The organism is Actinoplanes sp. NPDC049118, assembly GCF_040648555.1.
In the GTDB taxonomy this organism is placed as follows: Bacteria; Actinomycetota; Actinomycetes; order Mycobacteriales; family Micromonosporaceae; genus Actinoplanes.
The window spans coordinates 338,987-359,998 of record NZ_JBEZDY010000005.1; the positions used below are offsets into that span (position 1 = coordinate 338,987).

The following is a 21,012-nucleotide window of genomic DNA, read 5'->3' on the forward strand; positions in this document are numbered from 1 at the left end:
GAGGTGGTCGAGAGGCACTACACGGGCGAGAGGGCGCGGGCTTTGAACATGGTGGCGGGCGTGCAGCGCAGCGGGGTGACATCGCCGTGAGCGAACGCACCGAGCGCAGCGAAGGCCGTGCGGGCATGGCAGAGGTGACTCCGTGACCGTGCTCGACACCGCGATCGACCCGCGCACCCCGGCCTACCTGGAGAGCCGCAGCGCGATGCTGGAGCGGCTGGTCGAACTCGAGGCCGCCCTGGAGGCGGCCCGCGCGGGCGGCGGCGAGAAGTGGGTGACCAGGCATCACGCCCGCGGCAAGCTGCTGCCCCGGGAACGGGTCGAGATGCTGCTCGACCAGGACAGCCCGTTTCTGGAGCTGTCCCCGGTCGCGGCGTGGGGCTCGGAGTTCCCGGTCGGGGCGAGCGTGGTCACCGGCATCGGCGTGGTCGAGGGCATCGAGTGTGTCGTCGTCGCCAACGACCCGACGGTGGACGGGGGCGCCGTCAACCCGTACACGGTGGAGAAGATCCGGCGGGCCGCCCGGATCGCGTCGGTGAACCGCCTGCCGCTGGTGAATCTCGTGGAGTCGACGGGCGCGGCCGCGCCGGCGGGTCCGCCGCCGGGCGGCGCGATCGCCCGCGACCTCAGCCAGCTGACCGCTGACCGGGTGCCGACGGTCTGCGTGGTCTTCGGCGCGACGACCGGGGACGCGGCATACCTGCCCGCGCTCTCCGACTACACGATCATGGTGCGCGGGCACGCGAAGATGCTCACCATCCACCCGCAGCCGGTCCGCGCCGCCGGGGCGAACGGCCGGCCCGCGCCGGAGGTACGCAGCGCGCCGACCGTTCCGGCCGGGGTCACCGGCCCGGCCGACCAGCTGGCCGAGGACGAGCGGGACGGGTTGCGCCTGGCCCGGCAGTGCGTGCGCCGGTTCAACTGGCGCAAGCGCGGCCCCGCGCCGCGCCACTGCCCGCCGAACCCGCCGAAGTACGACGCCGAGGACCTGCTGACCATGGCCGGTGCCGACCCGGCGACGGTGTTCGAGCCGCGCGAGGTGCTCGCCCGGATCCTGGACGGCAGCGACTTCGACGAGTTCAAGCCGACGCAGGGCACGGCGCTGGTGACCGGCTGGGGCGAGCTGCACGGCTACCCGATCGGCGTGCTCGCCAACCTGGGCGGCGCCTTCTCGCCGGCCGAGACCCAGAAGGCCGTGCACTTCATCCAGCTCGCCAACGCGACCGCGACCTCGCTGCTGTTCGTGCAGTACACGGGAGCGCAGGCCGCCGAGGCGCACGAGGCCGCGGACGTGCGGCACGGAGCCCCGCTGGTGCACGCCGTCGCGAAGTCGACCGTGCCGCACCTGACCCTCATGATCGGGGGCACTCCCGCCGAGGAGGCGGGCGGCATCTACGGCCGAGCCTACGAGCCGCGGTTCCTGTTCAGCTGGCCGGTGGAGCGACCCGTGGAGGGCTCGGGCCCGGGCGGCAAGCTGCCGGACGACGGCGTCATCGATCCCCGCGACACCCGCACGGTGCTCGGTCTCTGCCTGTCCGCGGTGCACAGCGCGGCTGTCGAGGGCGCCGAGCATGTCGGCGTCTTCCGACCCTGAAGTAGTCCCCTGAAGTCCTGAAAGGTAGACCAGTGATCCGACGTCTTCTGGTGGCCAACCGCGGCGAGATCGCCCGCCGGGTGTTCGCCACCTGCCGCCTGGTCGGCATCGAGACGGTCGCCGTCTACTCCGATGCCGATTCCGACGCCCCGCATGTCACGGAGGCGGACTACGCCGTCCACCTCTCCGGCGGCACGGCGGCTTCGACGTATCTGCGCGGCGACCTGATCATCGCCGCCGCGCGGCGGGCCGGCGCGAACGCCATCCACCCCGGCGCCGGGGCGCTCGCCGAGGATCCCGAGTTCGCCGCGGCGGTCGCGGACGCCGGGATGATCTGGGTCGGCCCGCCGGCGAAGACGCTCGGCATGCTGCACAGCAAGATCGAGACCAAGGCCGTGGTCGCGGAGGCCGGGGTCCCGGTGCTGCCGACGGCGACCGACCCGGAGACCATCACCGACTTCCCGGTGCTCATCAAGCCGGACAGCGGCCGCGGCGGGCATGGCATGCGTGTCGTGCGCGACCCGCACACCCTCGCCGAGGCGGTCGCCTCGACCCGGCAGGAGATCGGCGACGAGATCTTCTGCGAGCCGTACGTGGAGAACGTCCGGCACATCGAGGTGCCGATCATCGCGGACACGCACGGCGCCGTGGTGCCATTCGGCGAGCGCGAGTGCTCGGTGCAGCGCCGCTACCAGAAGATCATCGAGGAGACGCCGTCGCCGGCGGTCGACCCCGCGCTGCGCGAGGAGCTGTGCCGGGCCGCGATCGTCGCGGTCCGGGCCATCGGGTACGTGGGCGTCGGCGCGGTCGAGTTCCTGCTCGACTCCGACGGCGACTTCTGGTTCCTCGAGCTGACGCCGAGCCTGCAGGTGGAGCACGCCGTCACCGAGTGCGTGTCCGGCTACGACCTCGTGCGCCTGCAACTGCTCGTCTCCGAGGGCGGTCACCTGCCGATGCCCGGTCCGCCGCCGATCCGCGGGCACGCCATCGAGGTGCGGATCTGCGCCGAGGATCCCGCGTACGCGTGGCTGCCCGCGTCCGGCACCCTGCACCGCTTCGGCGTACCCGATGTGGCGGGTTCGTTCCGACCGCTGCCGCAACCGGGGCTGCGCCTGGACGCCGGCGTGTTGGACGGCTCGGTGGTCGGCCTGCAGGGCGACTCGATGCTGGCCAAGCTCGTCGCCTGGGCGCCGACCCGCCAGGAGGCGGCGCGGATGCTCGCGTCGGCGCTGACCCGGACCCAGCTGCACGGCGTCGTCGCCAACCGGGACCTGCTCGTCCGGGTGCTGCGGCACCAGGCGTTCCGGGCCGGCGACGTGGACACCGGCTTCCTGGACCGGCACCCCGAGGTGTTCGCGCCGCTGCTGTCGTCCGTCGACGCGGTACGCATCTCGTGCCTGGCCGCGGCGCTCGCCGGCGCCGCCGCCCGGCGGGCGGTCGCACCCGTCCTCGCGTCGCTGCCCTCGGGCTGGCGCAACGTCCCGTCCGGCTCGCAGACCGCCGTCTACGACGGCCCTGCGGGCCCGGTCGAGGTCGGCTACCGGATGAACCGGCACGGCGATCTCGCCGGCTGGTGGGTGCGCTCGGTGGACCCGGAGGAGCTGGACCTCGCCGGCCTCGGCCAGGCTCCGACGCTCGACGACCATCCGCCGACGATGGTCGTGCACGCCGACGGCGGCCGGGTCGACCTCGACGTCAACGGGATCCGGCTCAGCCTCAAGGTGCACCGGGTCGGCGACATCTCCTACGTGGACAGCCCCGAGGGCTCGGTGACGCTGCGCGAGCTGTCCCGTTTCCCGCTGCCGTCCCCGGAGGCGACCGAGGGCTCGCTGATCGCACCGCTCCCCGGTGCCGTACGCCGGGTGCTGGTGGTGCCGGGTCAGCGGGTACGGGCCGGCGAGCTGCTGCTCACGCTGGAGGCTATGAAGCTGGAGCACCCGGTGCACGCCCCGTCGGCCGGGGTGGTGGCCTCGCTGCCGGTGCGCCCGGGCGCGGAGGTCGACACGGGCGAGCTGCTGGCCGTCCTCGACCCCGAGTGAGCGATGTCAGCCGCGGGCCAGCACCGGCCCGCGCAGCCGGTTCACGCCCTGGCCGGCCAGGCACCGGAACACCCGGTCCGCGGTGGTCGGCGGCAGCACCGACAGCGCCCACTCCGTGCTGTCGGTGCGGGTCGTGGTCCGGCGGAACGTCGCCCGGCTGCACACCTCGCGCACGGTCGGGTCGGCGGTGACCGCCCTCCGGTCCTCCGGCGGCACGCCGGTCGGCAGCTCGCCGACCGCGAAGGCCTCCCAGCTGTGCGGCAGCGAGCACGAGATCCGGCGCGCGGCCGCGCCGCTGTCGGCACGCCGCGTGTAGCACTCGACCTCGTCGGGACAGTACGCCTTGCCGGAGGTGCAGCCCGGCAGCCGGGACAGCGCCACCGGCAACGTCGAGGCGGCCGGCCCCGCGAGCCGGCCGGCGAGCGAGCGCATCTTCGGCCCCTGCGACGAGGCCAGCAGGGCACCGCCGACCGAGGCCGCAAGCAGCAGGCACACCCCGAAGCCGCCGAACAGCCACTTCCGCTTGCCGCGCTTGCGCCCGTCGGTGTGCACGGTCGGCGTCTCGTCCCCGCCGTGCACGTCGCGGGTGGGCGAGACCGGCGGCCGCGGGCGCGGATCCAGCGGCATGGGCCGGGGCGCCGGCGGCTGGAACGTCGACGCGCGGTAGATCGTCGGTGGCGGCTGCTGCTGGCCGGGCGGACCGAGGTGCAGCCCGCCGAGCAGCTCGCGGAGCTGCTCGGCCGTCGGGCGCGCCCGGGGATCGTTCGCCATCCCGTACCGGAGGATCTCGGTGAGGGCGCGCGGCACGCCCGGCAGCTCCGGGATCGGGTGGTTGAAGAGGTCCATCAGCGTGATCAGGCTGGGGCTGCGGTCGGACTCCCAGCGCGGCGGCCGGCCGCGCATGACCGCGTAGAGGGTGGCGCAGAGCGCGTAGACGTCGACCGCGCCGGACGGGTCGGCGTGCGAGAACATCTCCGGCGGCGCGTACGCGGGGGTGAGTACCTCGAGGGTGACCGACGAGTCGCGCATCTCGCCGAGCACGGCCAGCCCGAAGTCGGCGAGCACGGCCGGGTTGAAGTGCGAGTACAGGATGTTCGCCGGCTTCACGTCGCGGTGCAGCACCCCGTTCGCGTGCGAGTGCACCAGCGCGTCGGCGATCTTGACGCCGAGGTCGCGGGCCTCGGCGGCGCCGAGCGGGGAGATCCGCATCCGGTCGAGGTACGACCCGTCGCAGAGCTCCATGATCAGGTACGGGTGCTGGTCGACGGTCACGCCGACGTCGAAGAGGTCGACGACGTGCGGGTGCGACGACATCCGCCCGGCGGCCTTCGCCTCGCGCAGGAACCGCGCCTGGTCCCGGGCGTTGTCGAGGGTCCGGTTCTCCACCTTGATGGCGACGTCGCGGCCCACCGAATCCTGGGTCGCACGGTAGACGGTCGCGTACCCACCGCGGGCCATTACCGACAAGCCGGACATGCCTGGCACGTACGGCGCGGGCAGACGGCCAGGCGGGGTGTCGGTCACGGGTTAGAAAATACGCGACCGGTGGTCAGGTTCATCCGGGCACGTCAGACGCGTACGCGACAGATTCCGGCGGTTCCACCGTGGAATGTGCCAATGCGTCCCGAAGTTCCTCGGCGGAGACCCGCTCACTGACCTGCTCGGTCGAGTATGCGAGCAGCACAGCCTCCTCGGCGGCGACCCGGGCGTCGGCCATCGCGCCGGCCGCCGCATTCACCCGGGCGAGGACCATCGCCGCGACCACGCCGCTGCGCACATCCTCGGCCGGAACCTCCCGGGCGCGTCGGATCCACGTCGCCGCGTCGTCGACCCGGCCGTCGGCGAGCAGCGCGGACGCGTACGACACGAGCGCCTGCCGCCGCGAGAAGAGCAGCGAGCCGCCGGTGTCACTCGCGATGGGTGCGAGCAGCCCGACGGCGGTGGCGGCGTCCCCCGCACGCAGGCGCGCCTCGGCAAGCAGCACCCGCGGCCCGACCTGCGCCGGGGCGAGCGGATTGTGCGGCTCCACCGCGATCATCACCCGGCGGGCGTCGGCCTCGGCCGCCTCGACGTCGCCGCGGTGCAGCGCCACGAAGCCGCGCAGCGTGCCGGCCATGCCGAGCAGCAGCGGGTGGCCGGTGCGGGCGGCGAACTCGAGCGCGTCGGTGAGCAGGTCCTCGGCGTGCTCGGGCTCGCTCAGGCCCCGGGCGATCGCGCCGCGCACGACCAGCGCGAGCCCGCGCCCCCAGTCGTCGGAGACCGCCGCGAAGTCCCGGTAGGCCCGGCGCGCCTCGCTGTCCGCCTCGCCCAGGTCGCCCAGTTCGGCGGCCGCGTACGCCTCGACGGCCCGCAGGGTGCCCACCGCCCAGCCCTCACCGACGCGGTCGCCGAAGGGCAGGAAGATCCGGGCCAGCCGCCGCGACTCGTGCAGCCGGCCGGCCAGCAGCCGCGCGAAGGCGGTCGTGCCGCGCAGCCAGGACCGCCCCACCGGGTCGCCCAGCTCGGCGAAGAGCCGGGCCGCCCGGCCGAGAACCGCGTCCGTGCCGGCGAAGTCACCCCGGGTCGTGGTCACCCAGGCCAGGTTCTGCAGCGCCCAGGCCTGCCCGTGCCGGTCGCCCGCCGCGAGCGTCACCTGGTAGGCCGCCGCGAACCGGCTACTCGCCTGGCTCAGCTTGCCGGCCAGGAAGTCGGCCATGCCGAGCCGGCGCATGGCGTTGGCGCGCTCCGGCGCCAGCTCAGCCTCGGTGGCCACGTCCAGCGCCTGCTGCCAGGCCGAGATCGCCCGCGAGGTGTCCCCGAGCGCCTCCTGTGCGCGGCCGACGACCAGCAAAGCCTCGGCCCGGCACACCGGCTCCTCGTCCGCGCTCCCGGCGATCTTCTCGCCGTACGTGAGCGCCTCCGACGCGCGGCCCAGGCGCAGCAGGGCGCGGGCGTGCACGAGCTGGTCGGAGAGGGGCAGGCTGTCCTTGGCGATGGTGGCGGCGCGCTCCGCGTACTGGATGGAGGCGGCCGGTTCGATGTTGGCCAGCGCCCGGCGGGCCATCCGGCCGAGGGCGGCGACGCCCAGCGGGATCACGTCGCGGGCGGCGGCGTCGGGGCGCAGCCGGACGGCGTCGGCCAGCTCGACCGCGCACTCGGCGTGGGTGGCGACGAACGCGTCCCGTTCGTTCTCGCCGAGGCTGAGCCGTCCGGCGCCGTCGTAGCCGAGTGCCGTCACGGTCTCGGGCGCCGCCCACCGGGCCAGGTACGCGTGCCGGTCGGCGAGGTCGGCCTTGCCCAGCCCCGCGTACGCGGCCTCGCGCATCAGCGGGGTGCTGAAGGCGTATCCGCCGCGGACGCGATGCAGCATGCGGCGCTGCAGCAGCTCGTCGACCGCGCGTTCGAGCTCGACGGCCGCGACCGCTCCCGGCCGGGCGTCGCTGGGCGCACGCCGCTCGCGCAGCGCCTCGATGACGCCGGTGGGCACGGTGTCACCGACGACGGCCGCGTCGCGCAGTACCGAGCGGGGCTCGGTCGGCAGCGCGTCGATGCGGGCCGCCAGGACGGCGGCGAGGTCGCGGGAGAGCAGCTGGCTGCCCATCGAGCCGGCCGCGAGGTGCCACCTGCCGGCCGCGTTGGCGCCGACGGCCGGCATCAGCGCGCCGCGCTCCATCAGCAGCGTCACGAGCTCGGCCAGGTAGAACGCGTTGCCCTGCGCGGTGGCGAGCAGCCGGTCCGCGTCGGCCTGCGGCAGCTTGCCGCCGTTGAGGTAGGAGGTGAGCAGCCGGGACGCGTCCGCGCCGCGCAGCGGCGGCAGCGTGTGGATCTCGGCGTCGGCGAGGCGGGTCAGCGCGCCGGCGGTGCGCACCAGTTCCGGGCGGCCGAGCAGCAGCAGGACCACCGGCCCGTCCAGGCGGGAGAGCACCGCACCCAGCGCGTCGATCGTCTCGGCGGTCGCGTCGTGCAGGTCGTCGACGATGACGACCAGCGGCGCCTCCCGGGCGAGGGCGGTGAGCAGCCCCGCGACCGCGATCGGGATGGTCTCCGTCTCCGGCCGCGCGCCGCCGGTCGGCTGGTACTCCGCCACCGCGGCCGGGCCGACCGGGTTCACCGGCGTCTCGCCGTAGCCGAGCAGCGCGAGCAGCCGGTCGATTTCGATCTCGGGCGCACCGCCGTCGCGGCCGAGCCGGGCGACGAGTTTGCGCAGCCGCTCCTCGACGACCGGTCGGGTGATCGTCGACGCCACGTCCCGCGGCAGGCCGACGGACTTGCGCACCAGGTCGGCCAGCGGCGCGAAGCGGCGTCGTTCGCCGAACGCGCGGCAGCGGGCCCGCAGCACCCGGGCGCCGGTGTGCCCGGCGAACCGGCCCGCGCCGACGTCGTAGCCGGCCGCGAAGCGCTTGACCTCGCCGGCGAACCGGGTCTTGCCGATGCCGGCCTCGGCGGTCATCACCATCACCCGGGGCGTGCCGGAGTCGACGACCTCGGCGAGCCGGCCGGACACCCGGCCCAGCTCGGTCTCGCGGCCGACGAACGGCGCCTCGTCGCCGAGGCCGGACCGGGTGCCGGGCGCGTCGTGCAGGCCGAGCAGCTCGTAGGCCGGCACCGGCTCGCGCTTGCCCTTGAGCCGCAGCGCCCGCAGCTGCCGCCAGGAGGCGACGTGCCGGGTGCCCGCGGAGGTGCGCGATCCCGCGTAGACCGCGCCGACGGCGGCCGCGTCGGCCAGGCGGGCGGCCGTGTTCACCGTGTCGCCGATGACCGTGTACTCGATCGAGGCCTGGATGCCGGCGACGACCTCCCCGGTGTTGAGCCCGACGCGCAGGCCCAACGGGGCGCCGCCGCCGCGCTCGTCGTCCAGCACCCGCCGCACGGCCCGCTGCATGCTCAGTGCGGCCCGCACCGCGCGCTCGGCGTCGTCCTCGTGCGCGACGGGGGCACCGAAGACGGCCATGATGCCGTCGCCGGTGAGCTTGTCGACGTGGCCGCCGAAGGTCTTGACCGCGCCGGCGAGCGCGGCGAGCACCCGGTCGGTCACCGCGCCGACCCGCTCGGGATCCAGATCCTCCGACCAGGACGTGAAGTCGGAGAGGTCACCGAAGAGCACGGTGACGATGCGCCGCTCGGCCGCGGGCAGCGTGGCGGCCGCGGGCAGGGCCGCGCCGCAGTTGTGGCAGAAACGGGCACCCGGCACGGCGACGGTTCCACACACGGGACAGGTCACAGCGGGTCCAACTGTTCCGGGGGTCGCTGTGATTCCCGCCTCAGGTACTCGAGTTGCGCCCGCACCGACCACTCGGCCGCGAAACGGACACCGGGTGCGATGTCCGGGTACACGGCGTCGACGATCGCCTCCGCCGAGTCGGCTCCGGCCGCGACCGCGGCACTCACCTGTGCGAGCCGCTCACCGCGGTGGTCGAGATAGGACCGTGCGACGGCCGCGCAGTCGGCCCGCGCCGGGCCGTGCCCGGGCAGCATCGGGACCTTCTCGTACGCCGTGAGCGCACCGAGGCTCGTCAGGTACGCGCCCAGGTCGCCGTCCGGCCACGCCACCACGGTCGTGCCCCGGCCCAGAATGGTGTCGCCGGTGAGGACGACGCGCTCGCCCGCGCAGTCCACCAGGAAGCACACGGAGTCGGCGGTGTGACCCGGCGTGTCCAGCACGCGGATCTCCAGGCCGCCGACGGCGAGCGAGCCGTCGCGATCCAGCGGCTCGGCGGCGACACCGTGCTGCGGGTCGACCGCCAGCACCGGCACCCCGCCCAGGATCTCGGAGAGCCGGGCGGCACCGTCGACGTGGTCATGGTGACCGTGAGTGACGAGAATGAACCGGAACGGTCCGTGCTCGGCGATCCGGACCAGATGCCCCTCGTCGAGCGGGCCGGGGTCGACCACGACCGCGAATTCCTCGCCCGGCGCCCGCAACACCCACGTGTTGGTCCCGTCCAGGGTCATCGGACCCGGATTGGGCGCGCGCAACAGCGTCACCCAGCCCGGTAACTGCTCGACCTCGGCGGCCCCCATGCTGGGAATCTTACGTCGCTCCCCGCCGACCGGCCGGGGACCGGATGTGCGATCCGGTCACCGGCGGTCACCACGGCGCGGCATATCCCTACGTACCGACACGGGTCAGGCGATCTCCGCGATGACCTCGACCTCGACCGGCGCGCCCAGCGGCAGCGCGACGACACCGACGGCGCTGCGCGCGTGCCGGCCCAGTTCGCCCAGGACCTCACCGAAGAGCTCCGAGGCACCGTTGACCACGGCGGGCTGGCCGGTGAAGCCGTCCGCCGACGCCACGAAGCCGGTCACCTTGACGATCTTGACGACCCGGCCCAGGCCGACCAGGGAGTCGATCGCGGCGAGGGCGTTCAGCGCGCAGTAACGGGCCAGCTCGGCGCCCTGCTCGACGGTAACGTCCGCGCCGACCTTGCCGACGTGCGGCAGCTTGCCGTCGACCATCGGCAGCTGGCCGGAGACGTATACGTAGTTGCCGGACTGCACGGCCGGCACGTACGAGGCCAGCGGCGGCACGACCGACGGCAGGGTGAGGCCGAGCTCCGCCAGGCGCGCGTACGCGTCCGCGCCACCCTCCCCGCTCACCGGCGTCGTCACGACTTCGCCCGCTTCATGTACGCCACCAGCTGGTCCGTGTTAGGACCCGGCACGACCTGCACCAGCTCCCAGCCGTCCTCGCCCCAGTTGTCGAGGATCTGCTTGGTCGCGTGGATCAGCAGCGGCACGGTCACGTACTCCCACTTCTGCATTGCTCGTCCAGCTCCCTGTCGCTCGGCTCGGGGCTCGTGCCCGTCGACTTCGGCGACAGCCTATCCAGGCCACCGGAGCCGCCTCGCGACTGTCCGGATTTCGTTACGCTGAGCACGGGGCGCCGCCCCGATTCCGCCGGCCGAGGGGGCACGATGACGCAACCGCCGCAGGGCGAGTCCACGCGTACGTCCTCGATCGCCGCGGCGGAGGCGCCGGAGTTCGACGACTTCATCGACGGGCCCCCGCCTGCGGAGGTGCTCGAGTGGCCGCCCGTCGGCGCCTATGCCGGCGAGCCCGGTCACCATCCGGCCCCGGAGCCCCCGGCACGGCAGCACGAGGTCCTCGAGGGTGACGTCGTGTGGCATCAGCCGCCGCCGACCGGGCCGTTCCACGCCCGGCACGAGAAGCCGGGCGAGTGGCGTGTCACGCCGCCGGACCACCTGGCCTGGGAGCACTCGCCGCCCGCCGAGGTGCAGCCGGGCGTGCAGGATGACGAGCCGACCGAGGCGATCTCGCTGAGCATGCTGCCGCAGCCGTGGCAGGTGCCGTTCGATCCGCACTCGACCGAGACCACGATGCCGGTGCTCACACCGGCGGCGCGGCAGCGGCGCACCGGTCTCCGGGTCTCGCTCGCCCTGATACTCACCGTGCTGATCTTCGGCGGCGGGGCGGTCTCGGCCGTCCTGCTGCTGCGCGACGGCGACAGCGGCAAGGGCGAACCCGACCCGGTCACGGCGGTCAACACCTTCATGACCGCGGTCTACGTCCAGCAGGACGCCGCGGCGGCCGGGGACGTCGTCTGCCGCGAGGCCCTCGACCAGGATCTGCTCAACGACCGGGTCGACCAGATCAAGGGCTACGCGAACGAGTACGACGCGCCCTCCTTCAGCTGGACCGAACCGGCGGTCACGAGGCAGACCGACGACCGGGCCACGGTCGTGGTGCCGCTCACGATGACCACCGAGGACGAGAAGGCGGCACAGCAGCAGCTCACCTTCACGCTGGTGCGCAAGACCGACTGGCTCGTCTGCGACGTAAGCGGTTGAGACAGAGGCCGTACCCTCGATCACGTGGCTAGCAACGATTGGCCGGCGCGGCTGCACGTCGTCACCGGCAAGGGCGGTACCGGCAAGACCACTGTGGCCGCGGCGCTGGCGCTCGGGCTGGCCGCGGGCGGGCACCGCACGCTGCTCGTGGAGGTCGAGGGCCGGCAGGGCATCGCGCAGCTGTTCGGCACCGACCCGCTGCCATACACGGAACGCCGCATCGCCACCCCGATCAGGGGTGACGGCGAGGTCCGCGCGCTGGCGGTGGACCCCGAGGAGGCCCTGCTCGAGTACCTCGACATGTTCTACAAGCTGGGCGCGGCGGGCCGGGCCCTGCGCCGGATCGGCGCGATCGACTTCGCCACCACGATCGCACCCGGCCTGCGGGACGTCCTGCTCACCGGCAAGGTGAAGGAGGCGACCACCCGCTCGTCCGACGGCAGGCGGGCGTACGACGCGGTGGTGCTGGACGCGCCGCCGACCGGCCGGATCGGCCGCTTCCTCAACGTCACGGCGGAGACCGCCCGGCTGGCGAAGGTGGGTCCGATCAAAACGCAGAGCGACGGGGTCGCGTCGCTGCTGCGCTCGCCGATCACCTCCGTGCACGTGGTGACGCTGCTCGAGGAGATGCCGGTACAGGAGAGCGTCGACGCGATCGCCGAGCTGTCCGCGCTGCACATCCCGGTCGGCCGGATCATCGTGAACGGCGCCCGGCCGCCCCTGCTCGCCTCCGGCCGGGTCACCAAGACCGAGCTCAAGCGCGGGCTGGCCGCGGCCGGCCTGCCGACCGACGCGGCGACGGTCAACGGCCTGCACGCCGAGGCGAAGGCGCACCTGACCCGCCGGGAGCTGGAGGAATCGCTGCGCGCGGAGCTCGCCGAGCTGGGCCGCCCGATGGTCGAGCTGCCGCTGCTCGCCGGCGGCGTCGACCAGGACGGCCTGCATGAGCTCGCCGCCCTGCTGATGGCTGTCTGACCCGCCACACGCCGCGGCGCTCCGCATCGCGCGGGAGCTACGAGTCAGTACGCTCGAAACGTGCCTGCCGACCGGACCGCCCCTCGCCTGGACGTCGACGCTCTGCTGGCCGACCCGGCCACCCGGATCGTGGTCTGCTGCGGCGCAGGTGGCGTAGGCAAGACGACCACCGCCGCGGCGCTCGGCCTGCGGGCCGCCGAGCAGCACGGCCGCCGCACGGTGGTGCTGACCATCGACCCCGCCCGCCGGCTGGCCCAGTCGATGGGCCTGACCGAGCTCGACAACACGCCGCGGCAGGTCAAGGGCATCGACACCGAGGCGACCGGCGGCGAGCTGCACGCCATGATGCTCGACATGAAGCGCACGTTCGACGACGTCGTGCAGGCGCACACCTCGCCCCAGCGCGCCGCGGAGATCTTCGCGAACCCCTTCTACCAGGCCATGAGCTCGACGTTCTCCGGCACCCAGGAGTACATGGCGATGGAGAAGCTGGGGCAGCTGCGCGCGGGCGACGACTGGGATCTGATCGTCGTCGACACCCCGCCCTCCCGCTCGGCGCTGGACTTCCTCGACGCACCGGCCCGGCTGTCACGCTTCCTCGACGGCCGGATGCTGCGCATGCTGATGGCGCCGGCCCGCGGCGGACGCAGCATGTTCAGCCTGGTCACGGCCTCGTTCGGGATCTTCTCCCGGGCCGTGCAGAAGATCCTGGGCGCCCAGCTGCTGACCGACCTGTCCGGCTTCGTGGCGGCCCTGGACTCGATGTTCGGTGGCTTCCGGCAGCGCGCCGACGAGACGTACCGGATCCTGCAGGACCCGCAGACCGCGTTCCTGCTGGTCGCGGCCCCGGAGCGGGACGCGGTCGGCGAGGCCGCCCACTTCGCGGAGCGGCTGGTCGCGGAGCGCATGCCGCTCGCGGGCCTGGTGCTCAACCGCACACACGGCACCACGCTGAAGACCCTCCCGCTGGAGGCGGCCGAGGCGGCGGCGGTCGCGCTGGACGCGGCCGGCGATCAGCGGACGACGGCGGACGCGCTGCGGATCCACGCGGCCCTGCTGCGCCTGGTCGAGCGGGAGCTGGGGGTGGCAGCCCAGTTCACCGACGCCTTCCCCCAGGTGCCGACGGTGGCCGTGATGGCGCAGCCCGCCGATGTGCACGACGTCGACGGGCTGCGGACAATCGGTGCTGCGCTCGCCTGAAATGGATCAGCTGGTGGAGACGAGTACCTTGTCGGCGCCCTTCTCGCGGAGCGCGGCTTCGAACATCTTCCGCCAGCTCGCCACGTGCGGGTGCCGGCGCAGCAGTGCGCGGCGCTCCCGCTCGGTCATGCCTCCCCAGACGCCGAACTCGATCCGGTTGTCCAGAGCGTCGGCAAGGCACTCGTAGCGGACCGGGCAGCTGCGGCAGATCCTCTTCGCCACGTTCTGCTCGGCGCCCTGCACGAAGAGTGCGTCAGGGTCGCCACTCTGACACGCCGCCATGCTGGGCCAGTCGCTGATCATTCCCATCTGTCCACGTCCCCCCTTGCTTCCCCCTGACATCTGACGGCCCATGTCCCCCAAGTCGCGCAGACGTCGTGCGATAGCTCGCCGGATCATCATGCTCTGTAGTCAGGCAATTACGCAACGTTGTCCCTCAAAAACGTATACCTCGGTATTTCCCGGCATCCCGGCCCTACCGGACAGTGAGAAAGTTCGGGGAAGTTCGCCAGAAACGCCACACAGAGGCCCCGGAGGGTGCAGAATCATTCTGGGCAAACGTGACCATCTCGACACGTGATCACGTGCGTTATTCGCGTACCCTGCTCAGGTGACCTCCTGGATGCGCAGACGCGATCACAACATCTTTGCCAACGCGACTTCGCTGCTGATCTGTGGCCTGCTCGCGGGCGTTGTCGTCGCCGCAGCCGCCTTCCCCGCGGTCGCCATGTCCGGCCTCGCGGCCAAGGCCGGCGGCGAGACGTTCGCCAGCCTGCCCAGCGAGCTCCGGCAGGCGACCGCTCCGCAGATCACGCGAATCTTCGCGTCGGACAACAAGACGCAGATCTCGGTCTTCTACGACGAGTTCCGCAGCGATGTCCCGCTGAAGGACATCTCGAAGAACATGCAGAGCGCGATCATCGCGGCCGAGGACCACGAGTTCTACCAGCACAACGGCGTCGACCTGAAGGGTGTCGCCCGCGCGATCGTCAGCAACAAGAGCGGCAAGTCCCAGCAGGGCGCCTCGACGCTGACGATGCAGCTGGTCCGGATGACCCTGGCCTACTCGGCGACCAGCCCCCAGGAGGTCGTCAACGCCACCAAGGACACGCCGAAGCGCAAGATCACCGAGATGAAGTACGCGATGCAGATCGAGAAGGAGCTGAGCAAGGAGAAGATCCTCGAGGGCTACCTGAACGCCGCGCCCTTCGGCAACGGCGCGTACGGCGTGTACGCCGCCAGCCAGGTGTACTTCAGCAAGAAGCCCAAGGATCTGACCGTCGCCGAGTCCGCCCTGCTGGCCAGCATGGTGAAGGCGCCGACCGCGTTCAACCCCACGACCGCCAGCGGCTACCCGCAGGCGCTCGACCGCCGCAACTACGTCATCAACGACATGCTGGAGATCGGCCTCATCAACGCCGACCAGGCCCGCGAGGCGACGGCCACGAAGATCAGCCGCACGGTCAAGCGTCCCGGCAACGGCTGCGTCTCGGTGGCCAAGAACAACTGGGGCTTCTTCTGCGACTACTTCTACCGCTGGTGGCTCAGCCAGCAGGCCTTCGGCGCGACCACGTACGACCGTGAGCGGCGCCTGAAGAGCGGCGGCTACCGCATCCAGACGTCGATGGACATCAAGGCGCAGCAGGCGGCCCGCAAGAACATCTCCGAGCACATCTCGGAGAAGAACAAGAACGCCCTGCTGCTCGCCGGCATCCAGCCGGGCACCGGCCGGGTCCGCGCCCTGGCGGCGAACCGCAAGTTCAAGCTGGACGACCCCGCCAACCCGCAAAACAAGATCTCCTCGGACCCGCGCAAGGCGAAGAAGAAGATCCGCGGTACCTACCCGAACACGACCAACCCGCTGCTCTCCGGCGGCGGCGACATCACCGGCTACCAGGCCGGCTCGGTGTTCAAGATGTTCACCATGGTCGCGGCGCTCGAGAACGGCTATCCGCTCGCCTATTCCATCAACGCCCCCGCCAAGTACGTCTCGAAGTACCGCATCGCACCGGGACGGTCCACCTGCAACGGCATCTACTACTGCCCGAGCAACTCGGGCGGCAAGGCCGGCGGCGTCACAAACATGTGGACGGGCTTCAGCCGGTCGATCAACACCTTCTTCGTACCGCTGCAGGAACGGGTCGGCGCCGAGAAGGTGGTCGACGTCGCCCAGCGCTTCGGCGTGCAGTTCCGGGCGAAGAGCGACGCCGACTTCGCGTCCAACAAGGCCTCGGCACACCAGTGGGGCGCCTTCACCCTCGGCGTGTCGTCGTCGACCCCGCTGGAGATGGCGAACGCGTACGCGACCCTCGCCGGCGACGGCATGTACTGCTCGCCTACCCCGGTGCAGCAGATCACGTCGAAGGACGGCGACAAGATCGACGTCGGCAAGCCGCACTGCATCCGGGCCACCTCACCGGACGTGGCCCGCGCGGCGCTCGACGCCGCCCGCTGCCCGGTCGGCGACAGCGCGCAGCTCGGCAGCTGCGGCGGCAGCCGCACCGCGGCGCAGGCCTACTACACGATCCGGCACCCGATCTACGGCAAGTCCGGCACCACCGACAACGACAAGACCGCCGCCCTGATCATCGGCAGCAGCTCCCTGACGATCGCCGGCTACCTGGTCAACCCGGACTACCAGGACCACAAGGACCGCCTGTCGCACAGCATCGTGAACCCCGCGGTCTGGGACACGATGGACGACTTCCTCAAGGGCAAGCCGAAGGTCGAGTTCAAGAAGCCCGGCAGCAGAAAGATCTCCGAAGGCGACCAGCGCTCCATCCCGGACGTGACCTGCGCGACCGTCGCGGGAGCGATGGCACGGATCGAGGGCGCCGGCTTCACCGCCTCGGTCTCCGGCAACGAGGTCGAGTCGAAGTGCCCGAAGGGCACGGTCGCGGGCACCAACCCGAGCGGCCGGACCATCAAGGGCGGCTACGTCAGCATCGAGATCAGCAAGGGCGACGGCAAGGACGCGGAGGACCCGGACGATCCGGATAAGCCGAAACCACCACGCCGACGATGACAAGGCGGGCGGGTCACCTCCGGGTGACCCGCCCGCTTCCGTTTCGGCGCCGCCACCCGGCGGCCGGCCTCAGCCCAGCTGCCTGCGCACGGCCGCGGCGACCCGGCCGCCCTCGGCCCGGCCGGCGACCGCCGCCTGCGCCGCCTTCATGGCGGGCCCCATCTGCGCCTTGCCGGTGAAGCCACCCGCCCGCAGCGCGTCCGCAACGAGTCCGTCGATCTCCCCGTCGGTGAGCTGCGCAGGCAGGTACCGGTCGAGGATCTCCCCCTCGGCGTTCTCCTTGGCGGCCTGATCGGTGCGCCCGGCGCCCGCGAAGGCGTTCGCGGCCTCGCGCCGCTTCTTCGCCTCCTTGGCCAGCACGGCGAGCACCTCGTCGTCGCTGAGGACCCGCGCCGCGTCACCGGCCGTCTCCGCATTACTCACGGCGGTCAGAGCCATCCGCAGCGTCGACGTGGTCAGCTCGTCGCGACCCTTCATGGCGGTGTGCAGGTCATCCTTCAGGCGGTCTTTCAGCGTTCCCATGGACGATCAAACTACTCTGACCGTCATGCGCAAGCGCTCCTTTATCGCCCTGGCCGCCGGCGTCACCGCCGTCGGTGGCGCCACCCTCGCCTACGCCTCCCTGGTCGAACGCAACATGTTCACCCTGCGCCGCTTCGACGTGCCGGTGCTGGAACCCGACGCCGAACCGATGCGCATCCTGCACGTTTCGGACCTGCACATGATGCCCGACCAGCGCAGAAAGCAGGACTGGGTGGCCGCCCTCGGCGGCACCGACCCGGACCTGGTGGTCGTCACCGGCGACAACATGGCCTCCCCGGACGCCATCCCCGGAGTCCTGCGCGCACTGGACCCGCTCCTCGGCCTCCCCGGCGCCTTCGTCTTCGGCTCGAACGACTACCGCGGCCCGATCTGGAAGAACCCCCTGCAGTACCTGCTCCCGGAACGCGAATACCAGCAGGGCGCCGACCTGCCCGCCGAGGAACTCCGCGCGGCATTCGTCGACGCCGGCTGGGCCGACCTGAACAACGCGCGAAAGACCATCAAGGCGGGCGGCCGCTCGATCGAGCTCGCCGGCGTCGACGACCCCCACATCGACCAGGACGACTACCCCTCGGTGGCCGGCCCGATCACCGCCGGCGCCGACCTGCACATCGGCGTGACACACACCCCGGCCTCCCGCGTCCTGGACGCGATGGCCGCGGACGGCTTCACCCTCCTGATGGCCGGCCACACCCACGGCGGCCAGGTCTGCGTCCCGGGCTACGGCGCCCTCACCACGAACTGCGACCTACCGCACTCGATGGCCAAAGGCCTGCACCGCTGGCCCGGCTCGGAAGCCTGGCTGCACGTGTCGGCGGGACTCGGCACCCACCCGACGGCCCCGGTCCGATTCGCCTGCCGCCCGGAGGCCACAATCCTTACGCTGACACCGCGCTGACCTGCGGTTTTCCGGGCGAGGGATACCGATTTCGCGACCGCCGGGGCGTCCGCTAGTATTGCTGAGCACGCTCGGGGTGTGGCGCAGCTTGGTAGCGCGCTTCGTTCGGGACGAAGAGGCCGTCGGTTCAAATCCGGCCACCCCGACCACGCACAAAGGGCCAGGGCAGACATAGTCTGACCTGGCCCTTTGCCATGCTCGGCGAGATCTAGTTAGTTGATGGTGGTCGATTCCTCGTCGTCGTCTGGCCCTTCCTCGGTGGCCGGAGTCAGCGAAAAGTCAGCAAGTGACTCCCGCACCCGATCGGCGCTGCGCGTGAGGACGTGCGTGTAGCGGTCGAGTGTGGTCGAGATCTGCTCATGGCCCATCACCCGTGCGACCTCGTTGAGCGGTACGCCGTCGGTGACCAGCCAGGTGGCGAACGAGTGCCGCAGGTCGTGGAACCGCAGGCCATGCTGCGCGAGCCGGGAAACGCGGCCCCGGGCCACGCGTCGGTTGGGCACCACCTCGGACACCTCGTTGCCGTCGCGGTCCCGCCAGGTGGCGCGCCACTCCCGCGGGCCGACCTGGGTGACCTGGCCGAGGAGACCGGCCCGCACCAACGCCGGCCGCCAGATCCATGCCCGGAACACCGTGCGGCGCATCGAGCCGCCTGCCTCGTTCGTGAAGATCTCACCCGACGGGCCGGGTGTTACCAGGTCGGCGTGCGCCTTTAGCAGCTTCACAGCGAATGGCGGCAGCGGCACCGCGCGGCGCCCGGCACGCGACTTCGGGTAGGGCTTGAAGGTGACCGTGCCCGCTACCTCGATGCCGACGCGGCTTACCCGGACGGCGGCCTTCTGGAGACGTGCCTTAGCTACGGCGAACTCCTCCTCCGTGATCAACCCAGCGGTCCTCATTTCCGCTAACTGCTACAGCATCGGTACTTCGTCTCGATACGACGAGCCCGAACACCGCACCACCCAGGGCGCCAAGGGGCTCCGATAGTTGCCGGGGTCAAAGCGTCGTTCGGCACCAGCAGGAGAGTCAAGTTAGGAGTATTTGTAGTACCTGCAATCAGTTGTCCACCATCTATACAAAGTCATTGGGTCCGATCCTTCCAGGTAGAGACCGTAATCCTTGATGCTATCTTCAGCGAAAATTCGGAAGCTCCCATTTTCTGATTTATAGCAGACGAGGCCACCTCGATTGATACCGCCAATATTCCAAGTTCCCTTGCTTTCTTCGCCTTTTCCGCAGAGGCCTCCGATGCTGGCAACCTTATCCTGCTGCTTTTTTGTTGCGGCCACGCGGGCGTCATCGTCGATGAAATGGACTAAGAGGAATGCCTTGGGGCTTGAACGGGTAGTCTTGCACAGTACAGCCGCATCGACATAGCGATCCTTTGCGTCTCGGCTCGGGAAGCATTGGGCGTAGGTCTCAGATGACAGATAGTCTCTGAGACCAATTTCCGCCGCTGACATGTCAGCCCCTGCCGCTAACGAGTTAGGCCAATCCAGTGGCGGACCGGTAGCCTTTTGGCGGTTGGCGCTCGCAGGCAATGATGGAACGCCGAACAACACGATAGCTGCAAGCGCCCCGAGAGTCACGCCGAAGAAGTACGTACTACTTTTATACTCTTCCAGTTGCACCCGAGTCGCCAGCAGCATGGAGAATGTCATGCTTACGATCAATGCGGCGATCGGGATGCTACCCGAAAGCCGCATGACGCAAACGCTCCCCATTCCAACCAGTAGAGAAACTACAAAGGCGAGCATCCTCGGGGCGCGGCCCAAGCTTCTCAATACTTCGTCTTGGAAACGCACTATGTATGTCATCGCTACGAGTGGCAACAAGATAGCCGCAAAGGTGCGCACTCCTCGCGCCGCATTATCTAAAAACGCATCTACCGTGTAGAAACCCAAGAGAACGACGGATGCAGCGTATATCAGGACCTGCGTCGCCGGAAACAGGATCTTGCCGATAGCGATATCCGCCCAGCTCTCCTGGTCAACCGACGGGGTTGATCTAGGATTCGGCTGCTGCCACGACATTGCAGCCCTCACCTCGGCATCAGCTCGACATTGAGAGAATCAGACTCCACCCAGGACGCCGTCACGGTCAAGAGGCGTTTAGGGCGACCAAGAACAACGGACTATCGCACGCCGCCTTCAAGGTTATGAAAACCGCTCGGCTCTGCCGCGTACATCCCGCATAGCCGAAGTGACGGCGCTGTCGATCATGCTCCTGTAGCCTGTCGGTTTCGCAGCCCCGTATCACCGATCCGAGAGACAGACGCAAAACACGAACGAGTCACTACATCGGCAGATTCGGACGGCGCCTGGGCCGCCCACCGTCACGTCGCATAGTTGGTGAGCTTCAGACGGGACGGTCGTCCCGCCTGCCGACCGCACGTATCGAATTGTCGATGTTGATAGCTGCTCTGTATTCATTGGTGTATGCGGTTGTGCACCTGAGCCCGTACGCCGACACCCCGCGCTGCGCCGAGGCTGGAGCTGCATGCGCTCACCTGGCTCGTCTGGGGGAACGCAACTGGCACGGGTCAGCCGCCAACATCAGTCAGCAGGAAGTCAGCACACCATCCAACAACAAACGACAAACGCCGACGATGAACAACCCGTGACCTGCACTCGCAGCTGCCGGGCAACACAGGACGACATGGCGACAGCCCTCGCACCCGCGTTCGGGACGAAGAGGCCGTCGGTTCAAATCCGGCCACCCCGACCCTTAGAAACACCAGTTCAGGGCTGGTCTCTCGCGTAGAGAGACCAGCCCTGAACTGTTTCCCGACCCACTCCTGGGAGTGGATCTTGAAGCCTCACTCCCCGACCTCCGTCCGGCGAGCCTCCAGTAGGGGACTGTCTCGCTAACGGTGTTTCCGGCGTCTTCGGTTAGTAGGTTTCGGCGGCCGGGAACCGGTCGCCGAAGGTGATAGAGAAGGCGTTCAA

General features: G+C 70.7%; 16 protein-coding genes and 1 tRNA gene. 8 read left to right on the forward strand and 9 right to left on the reverse strand.

Going from position 1 to position 21,012, the window contains the following annotated elements; translation table 11 throughout:
- Window positions 1–142 precede the first annotated feature (142 nt).
- Both AB0B58_RS10590 and AB0B58_RS10595 read left to right on the forward strand, forming a co-directional pair.
- On the forward strand, window positions 143–1,594 hold the full coding sequence (locus AB0B58_RS10590) for a carboxyl transferase domain-containing protein (RefSeq protein ID WP_360220852.1): 1,452 nt from the start codon (window positions 143–145) through the stop codon (window positions 1,592–1,594).
- A 32-nt stretch (window positions 1,595–1,626) separates the two neighbouring features.
- On the forward strand, window positions 1,627–3,633 hold the full coding sequence (locus tag AB0B58_RS10595) for a biotin carboxylase N-terminal domain-containing protein (RefSeq protein ID WP_360220855.1): 2,007 nt from the start codon (window positions 1,627–1,629) through the stop codon (window positions 3,631–3,633).
- A 6-nt stretch (window positions 3,634–3,639) separates the two neighbouring features.
- Here the strand turns inward: AB0B58_RS10595 and AB0B58_RS10600 are convergent, their stop codons facing one another.
- The 5 genes from AB0B58_RS10600 to AB0B58_RS10620 all read right to left on the reverse strand — a co-directional run bounded on the left by AB0B58_RS10600 (window position 3,640) and on the right by AB0B58_RS10620 (window position 10,376).
- A complete protein-coding gene (locus AB0B58_RS10600) occupies window positions 3,640–5,157 on the reverse strand; it encodes a serine/threonine-protein kinase (RefSeq protein ID WP_360220858.1) in 1,518 nt (505 codons plus the stop codon).
- 31 nt (window positions 5,158–5,188) lie between these two features.
- The gene (locus AB0B58_RS10605) at window positions 5,189–8,833 is read right to left on the reverse strand and encodes an adenylate/guanylate cyclase domain-containing protein (RefSeq protein WP_360220861.1); all 3,645 of its coding nucleotides are present in this window, start codon (window positions 8,831–8,833) and stop codon (window positions 5,189–5,191) included.
- Entirely contained in the window at window positions 8,830–9,633 is an 804-nt protein-coding gene (locus AB0B58_RS10610) for an MBL fold metallo-hydrolase (protein ID WP_360220864.1), read from the reverse strand. Before AB0B58_RS10610 ends, AB0B58_RS10605 begins: the two co-directional genes overlap by 4 nt.
- Window positions 9,634–9,738: 105 nt before the next feature.
- Window positions 9,739–10,224 carry a RidA family protein gene (locus tag AB0B58_RS10615; RefSeq protein ID WP_360220867.1) on the reverse strand — a complete coding sequence of 162 codons (486 nt, stop codon included), beginning with the start codon at window positions 10,222–10,224 and terminating at the stop codon, window positions 9,739–9,741.
- Window positions 10,221–10,376 carry a DUF4177 domain-containing protein gene (locus AB0B58_RS10620; protein ID WP_360220870.1) on the reverse strand — a complete coding sequence of 52 codons (156 nt, stop codon included), beginning with the start codon at window positions 10,374–10,376 and terminating at the stop codon, window positions 10,221–10,223. Before AB0B58_RS10620 ends, AB0B58_RS10615 begins: the two co-directional genes overlap by 4 nt.
- Before the next feature lie 153 nt (window positions 10,377–10,529).
- On the opposite strand from AB0B58_RS10620, the gene AB0B58_RS10625 reads away from it, so the two are divergent.
- The 3 genes from AB0B58_RS10625 to AB0B58_RS10635 are packed head-to-tail and all read left to right on the forward strand — an operon-like array spanning window position 10,530 to window position 13,598.
- Window positions 10,530–11,423 (forward strand): hypothetical protein, encoded by an 894-nt coding sequence (locus tag AB0B58_RS10625; RefSeq protein ID WP_360220873.1) that lies wholly within the window; start codon window positions 10,530–10,532, stop codon window positions 11,421–11,423.
- A 24-nt stretch (window positions 11,424–11,447) separates the two neighbouring features.
- Window positions 11,448–12,398, forward strand: a complete 951-nt coding sequence (locus AB0B58_RS10630) for an ArsA-related P-loop ATPase (RefSeq protein WP_360220876.1) — start codon at window positions 11,448–11,450, stop codon at window positions 12,396–12,398.
- 60 nt (window positions 12,399–12,458) lie between these two features.
- Window positions 12,459–13,598: an ArsA family ATPase gene (locus AB0B58_RS10635; protein WP_360220879.1), complete on the forward strand. Its 1,140-nt coding sequence runs from the start codon at window positions 12,459–12,461 to the stop codon at window positions 13,596–13,598.
- A gap of 6 nt (window positions 13,599–13,604) precedes the next feature.
- Here the strand turns inward: AB0B58_RS10635 and AB0B58_RS10640 are convergent, their stop codons facing one another.
- A complete protein-coding gene (locus tag AB0B58_RS10640; protein WP_360220882.1) occupies window positions 13,605–13,907 on the reverse strand; it encodes a WhiB family transcriptional regulator in 303 nt (100 codons plus the stop codon).
- Between the two features lie 313 nt (window positions 13,908–14,220).
- Here AB0B58_RS10640 and AB0B58_RS10645 point away from each other — a divergent pair, with 313 nt between their 5' ends.
- A complete protein-coding gene (locus tag AB0B58_RS10645; RefSeq protein ID WP_360220885.1) occupies window positions 14,221–16,623 on the forward strand; it encodes a penicillin-binding protein in 2,403 nt (800 codons plus the stop codon).
- Between the two features lie 69 nt (window positions 16,624–16,692).
- Here AB0B58_RS10645 and AB0B58_RS10650 read toward each other — a convergent pair whose 3' ends face one another.
- A complete protein-coding gene (locus tag AB0B58_RS10650) occupies window positions 16,693–17,145 on the reverse strand; it encodes a GatB/YqeY domain-containing protein (protein ID WP_360220888.1) in 453 nt (150 codons plus the stop codon).
- A gap of 25 nt (window positions 17,146–17,170) precedes the next feature.
- Here AB0B58_RS10650 and AB0B58_RS10655 point away from each other — a divergent pair, with 25 nt between their 5' ends.
- Together AB0B58_RS10655 and AB0B58_RS10660 are read left to right on the forward strand one after the other, a co-directional pair.
- The gene (locus tag AB0B58_RS10655) at window positions 17,171–18,064 is read left to right on the forward strand and encodes a metallophosphoesterase (protein ID WP_360220891.1); all 894 of its coding nucleotides are present in this window, start codon (window positions 17,171–17,173) and stop codon (window positions 18,062–18,064) included.
- Window positions 18,065–18,136: 72 nt separating this feature from the next.
- Window positions 18,137–18,213 (forward strand) — tRNA-Pro (locus tag AB0B58_RS10660).
- 63 nt (window positions 18,214–18,276) lie between these two features.
- Here AB0B58_RS10660 and AB0B58_RS10665 read toward each other — a convergent pair.
- Window positions 18,277–18,948: a tyrosine-type recombinase/integrase gene (locus AB0B58_RS10665; protein WP_360220894.1), complete on the reverse strand. Its 672-nt coding sequence runs from the start codon at window positions 18,946–18,948 to the stop codon at window positions 18,277–18,279.
- A gap of 147 nt (window positions 18,949–19,095) precedes the next feature.
- Complete coding sequence (locus AB0B58_RS10670; RefSeq protein WP_360220897.1) at window positions 19,096–20,097, reverse strand: hypothetical protein; 1,002 nt, start codon at window positions 20,095–20,097, stop codon at window positions 19,096–19,098.
- Window positions 20,098–21,012 lie beyond the last annotated feature (915 nt).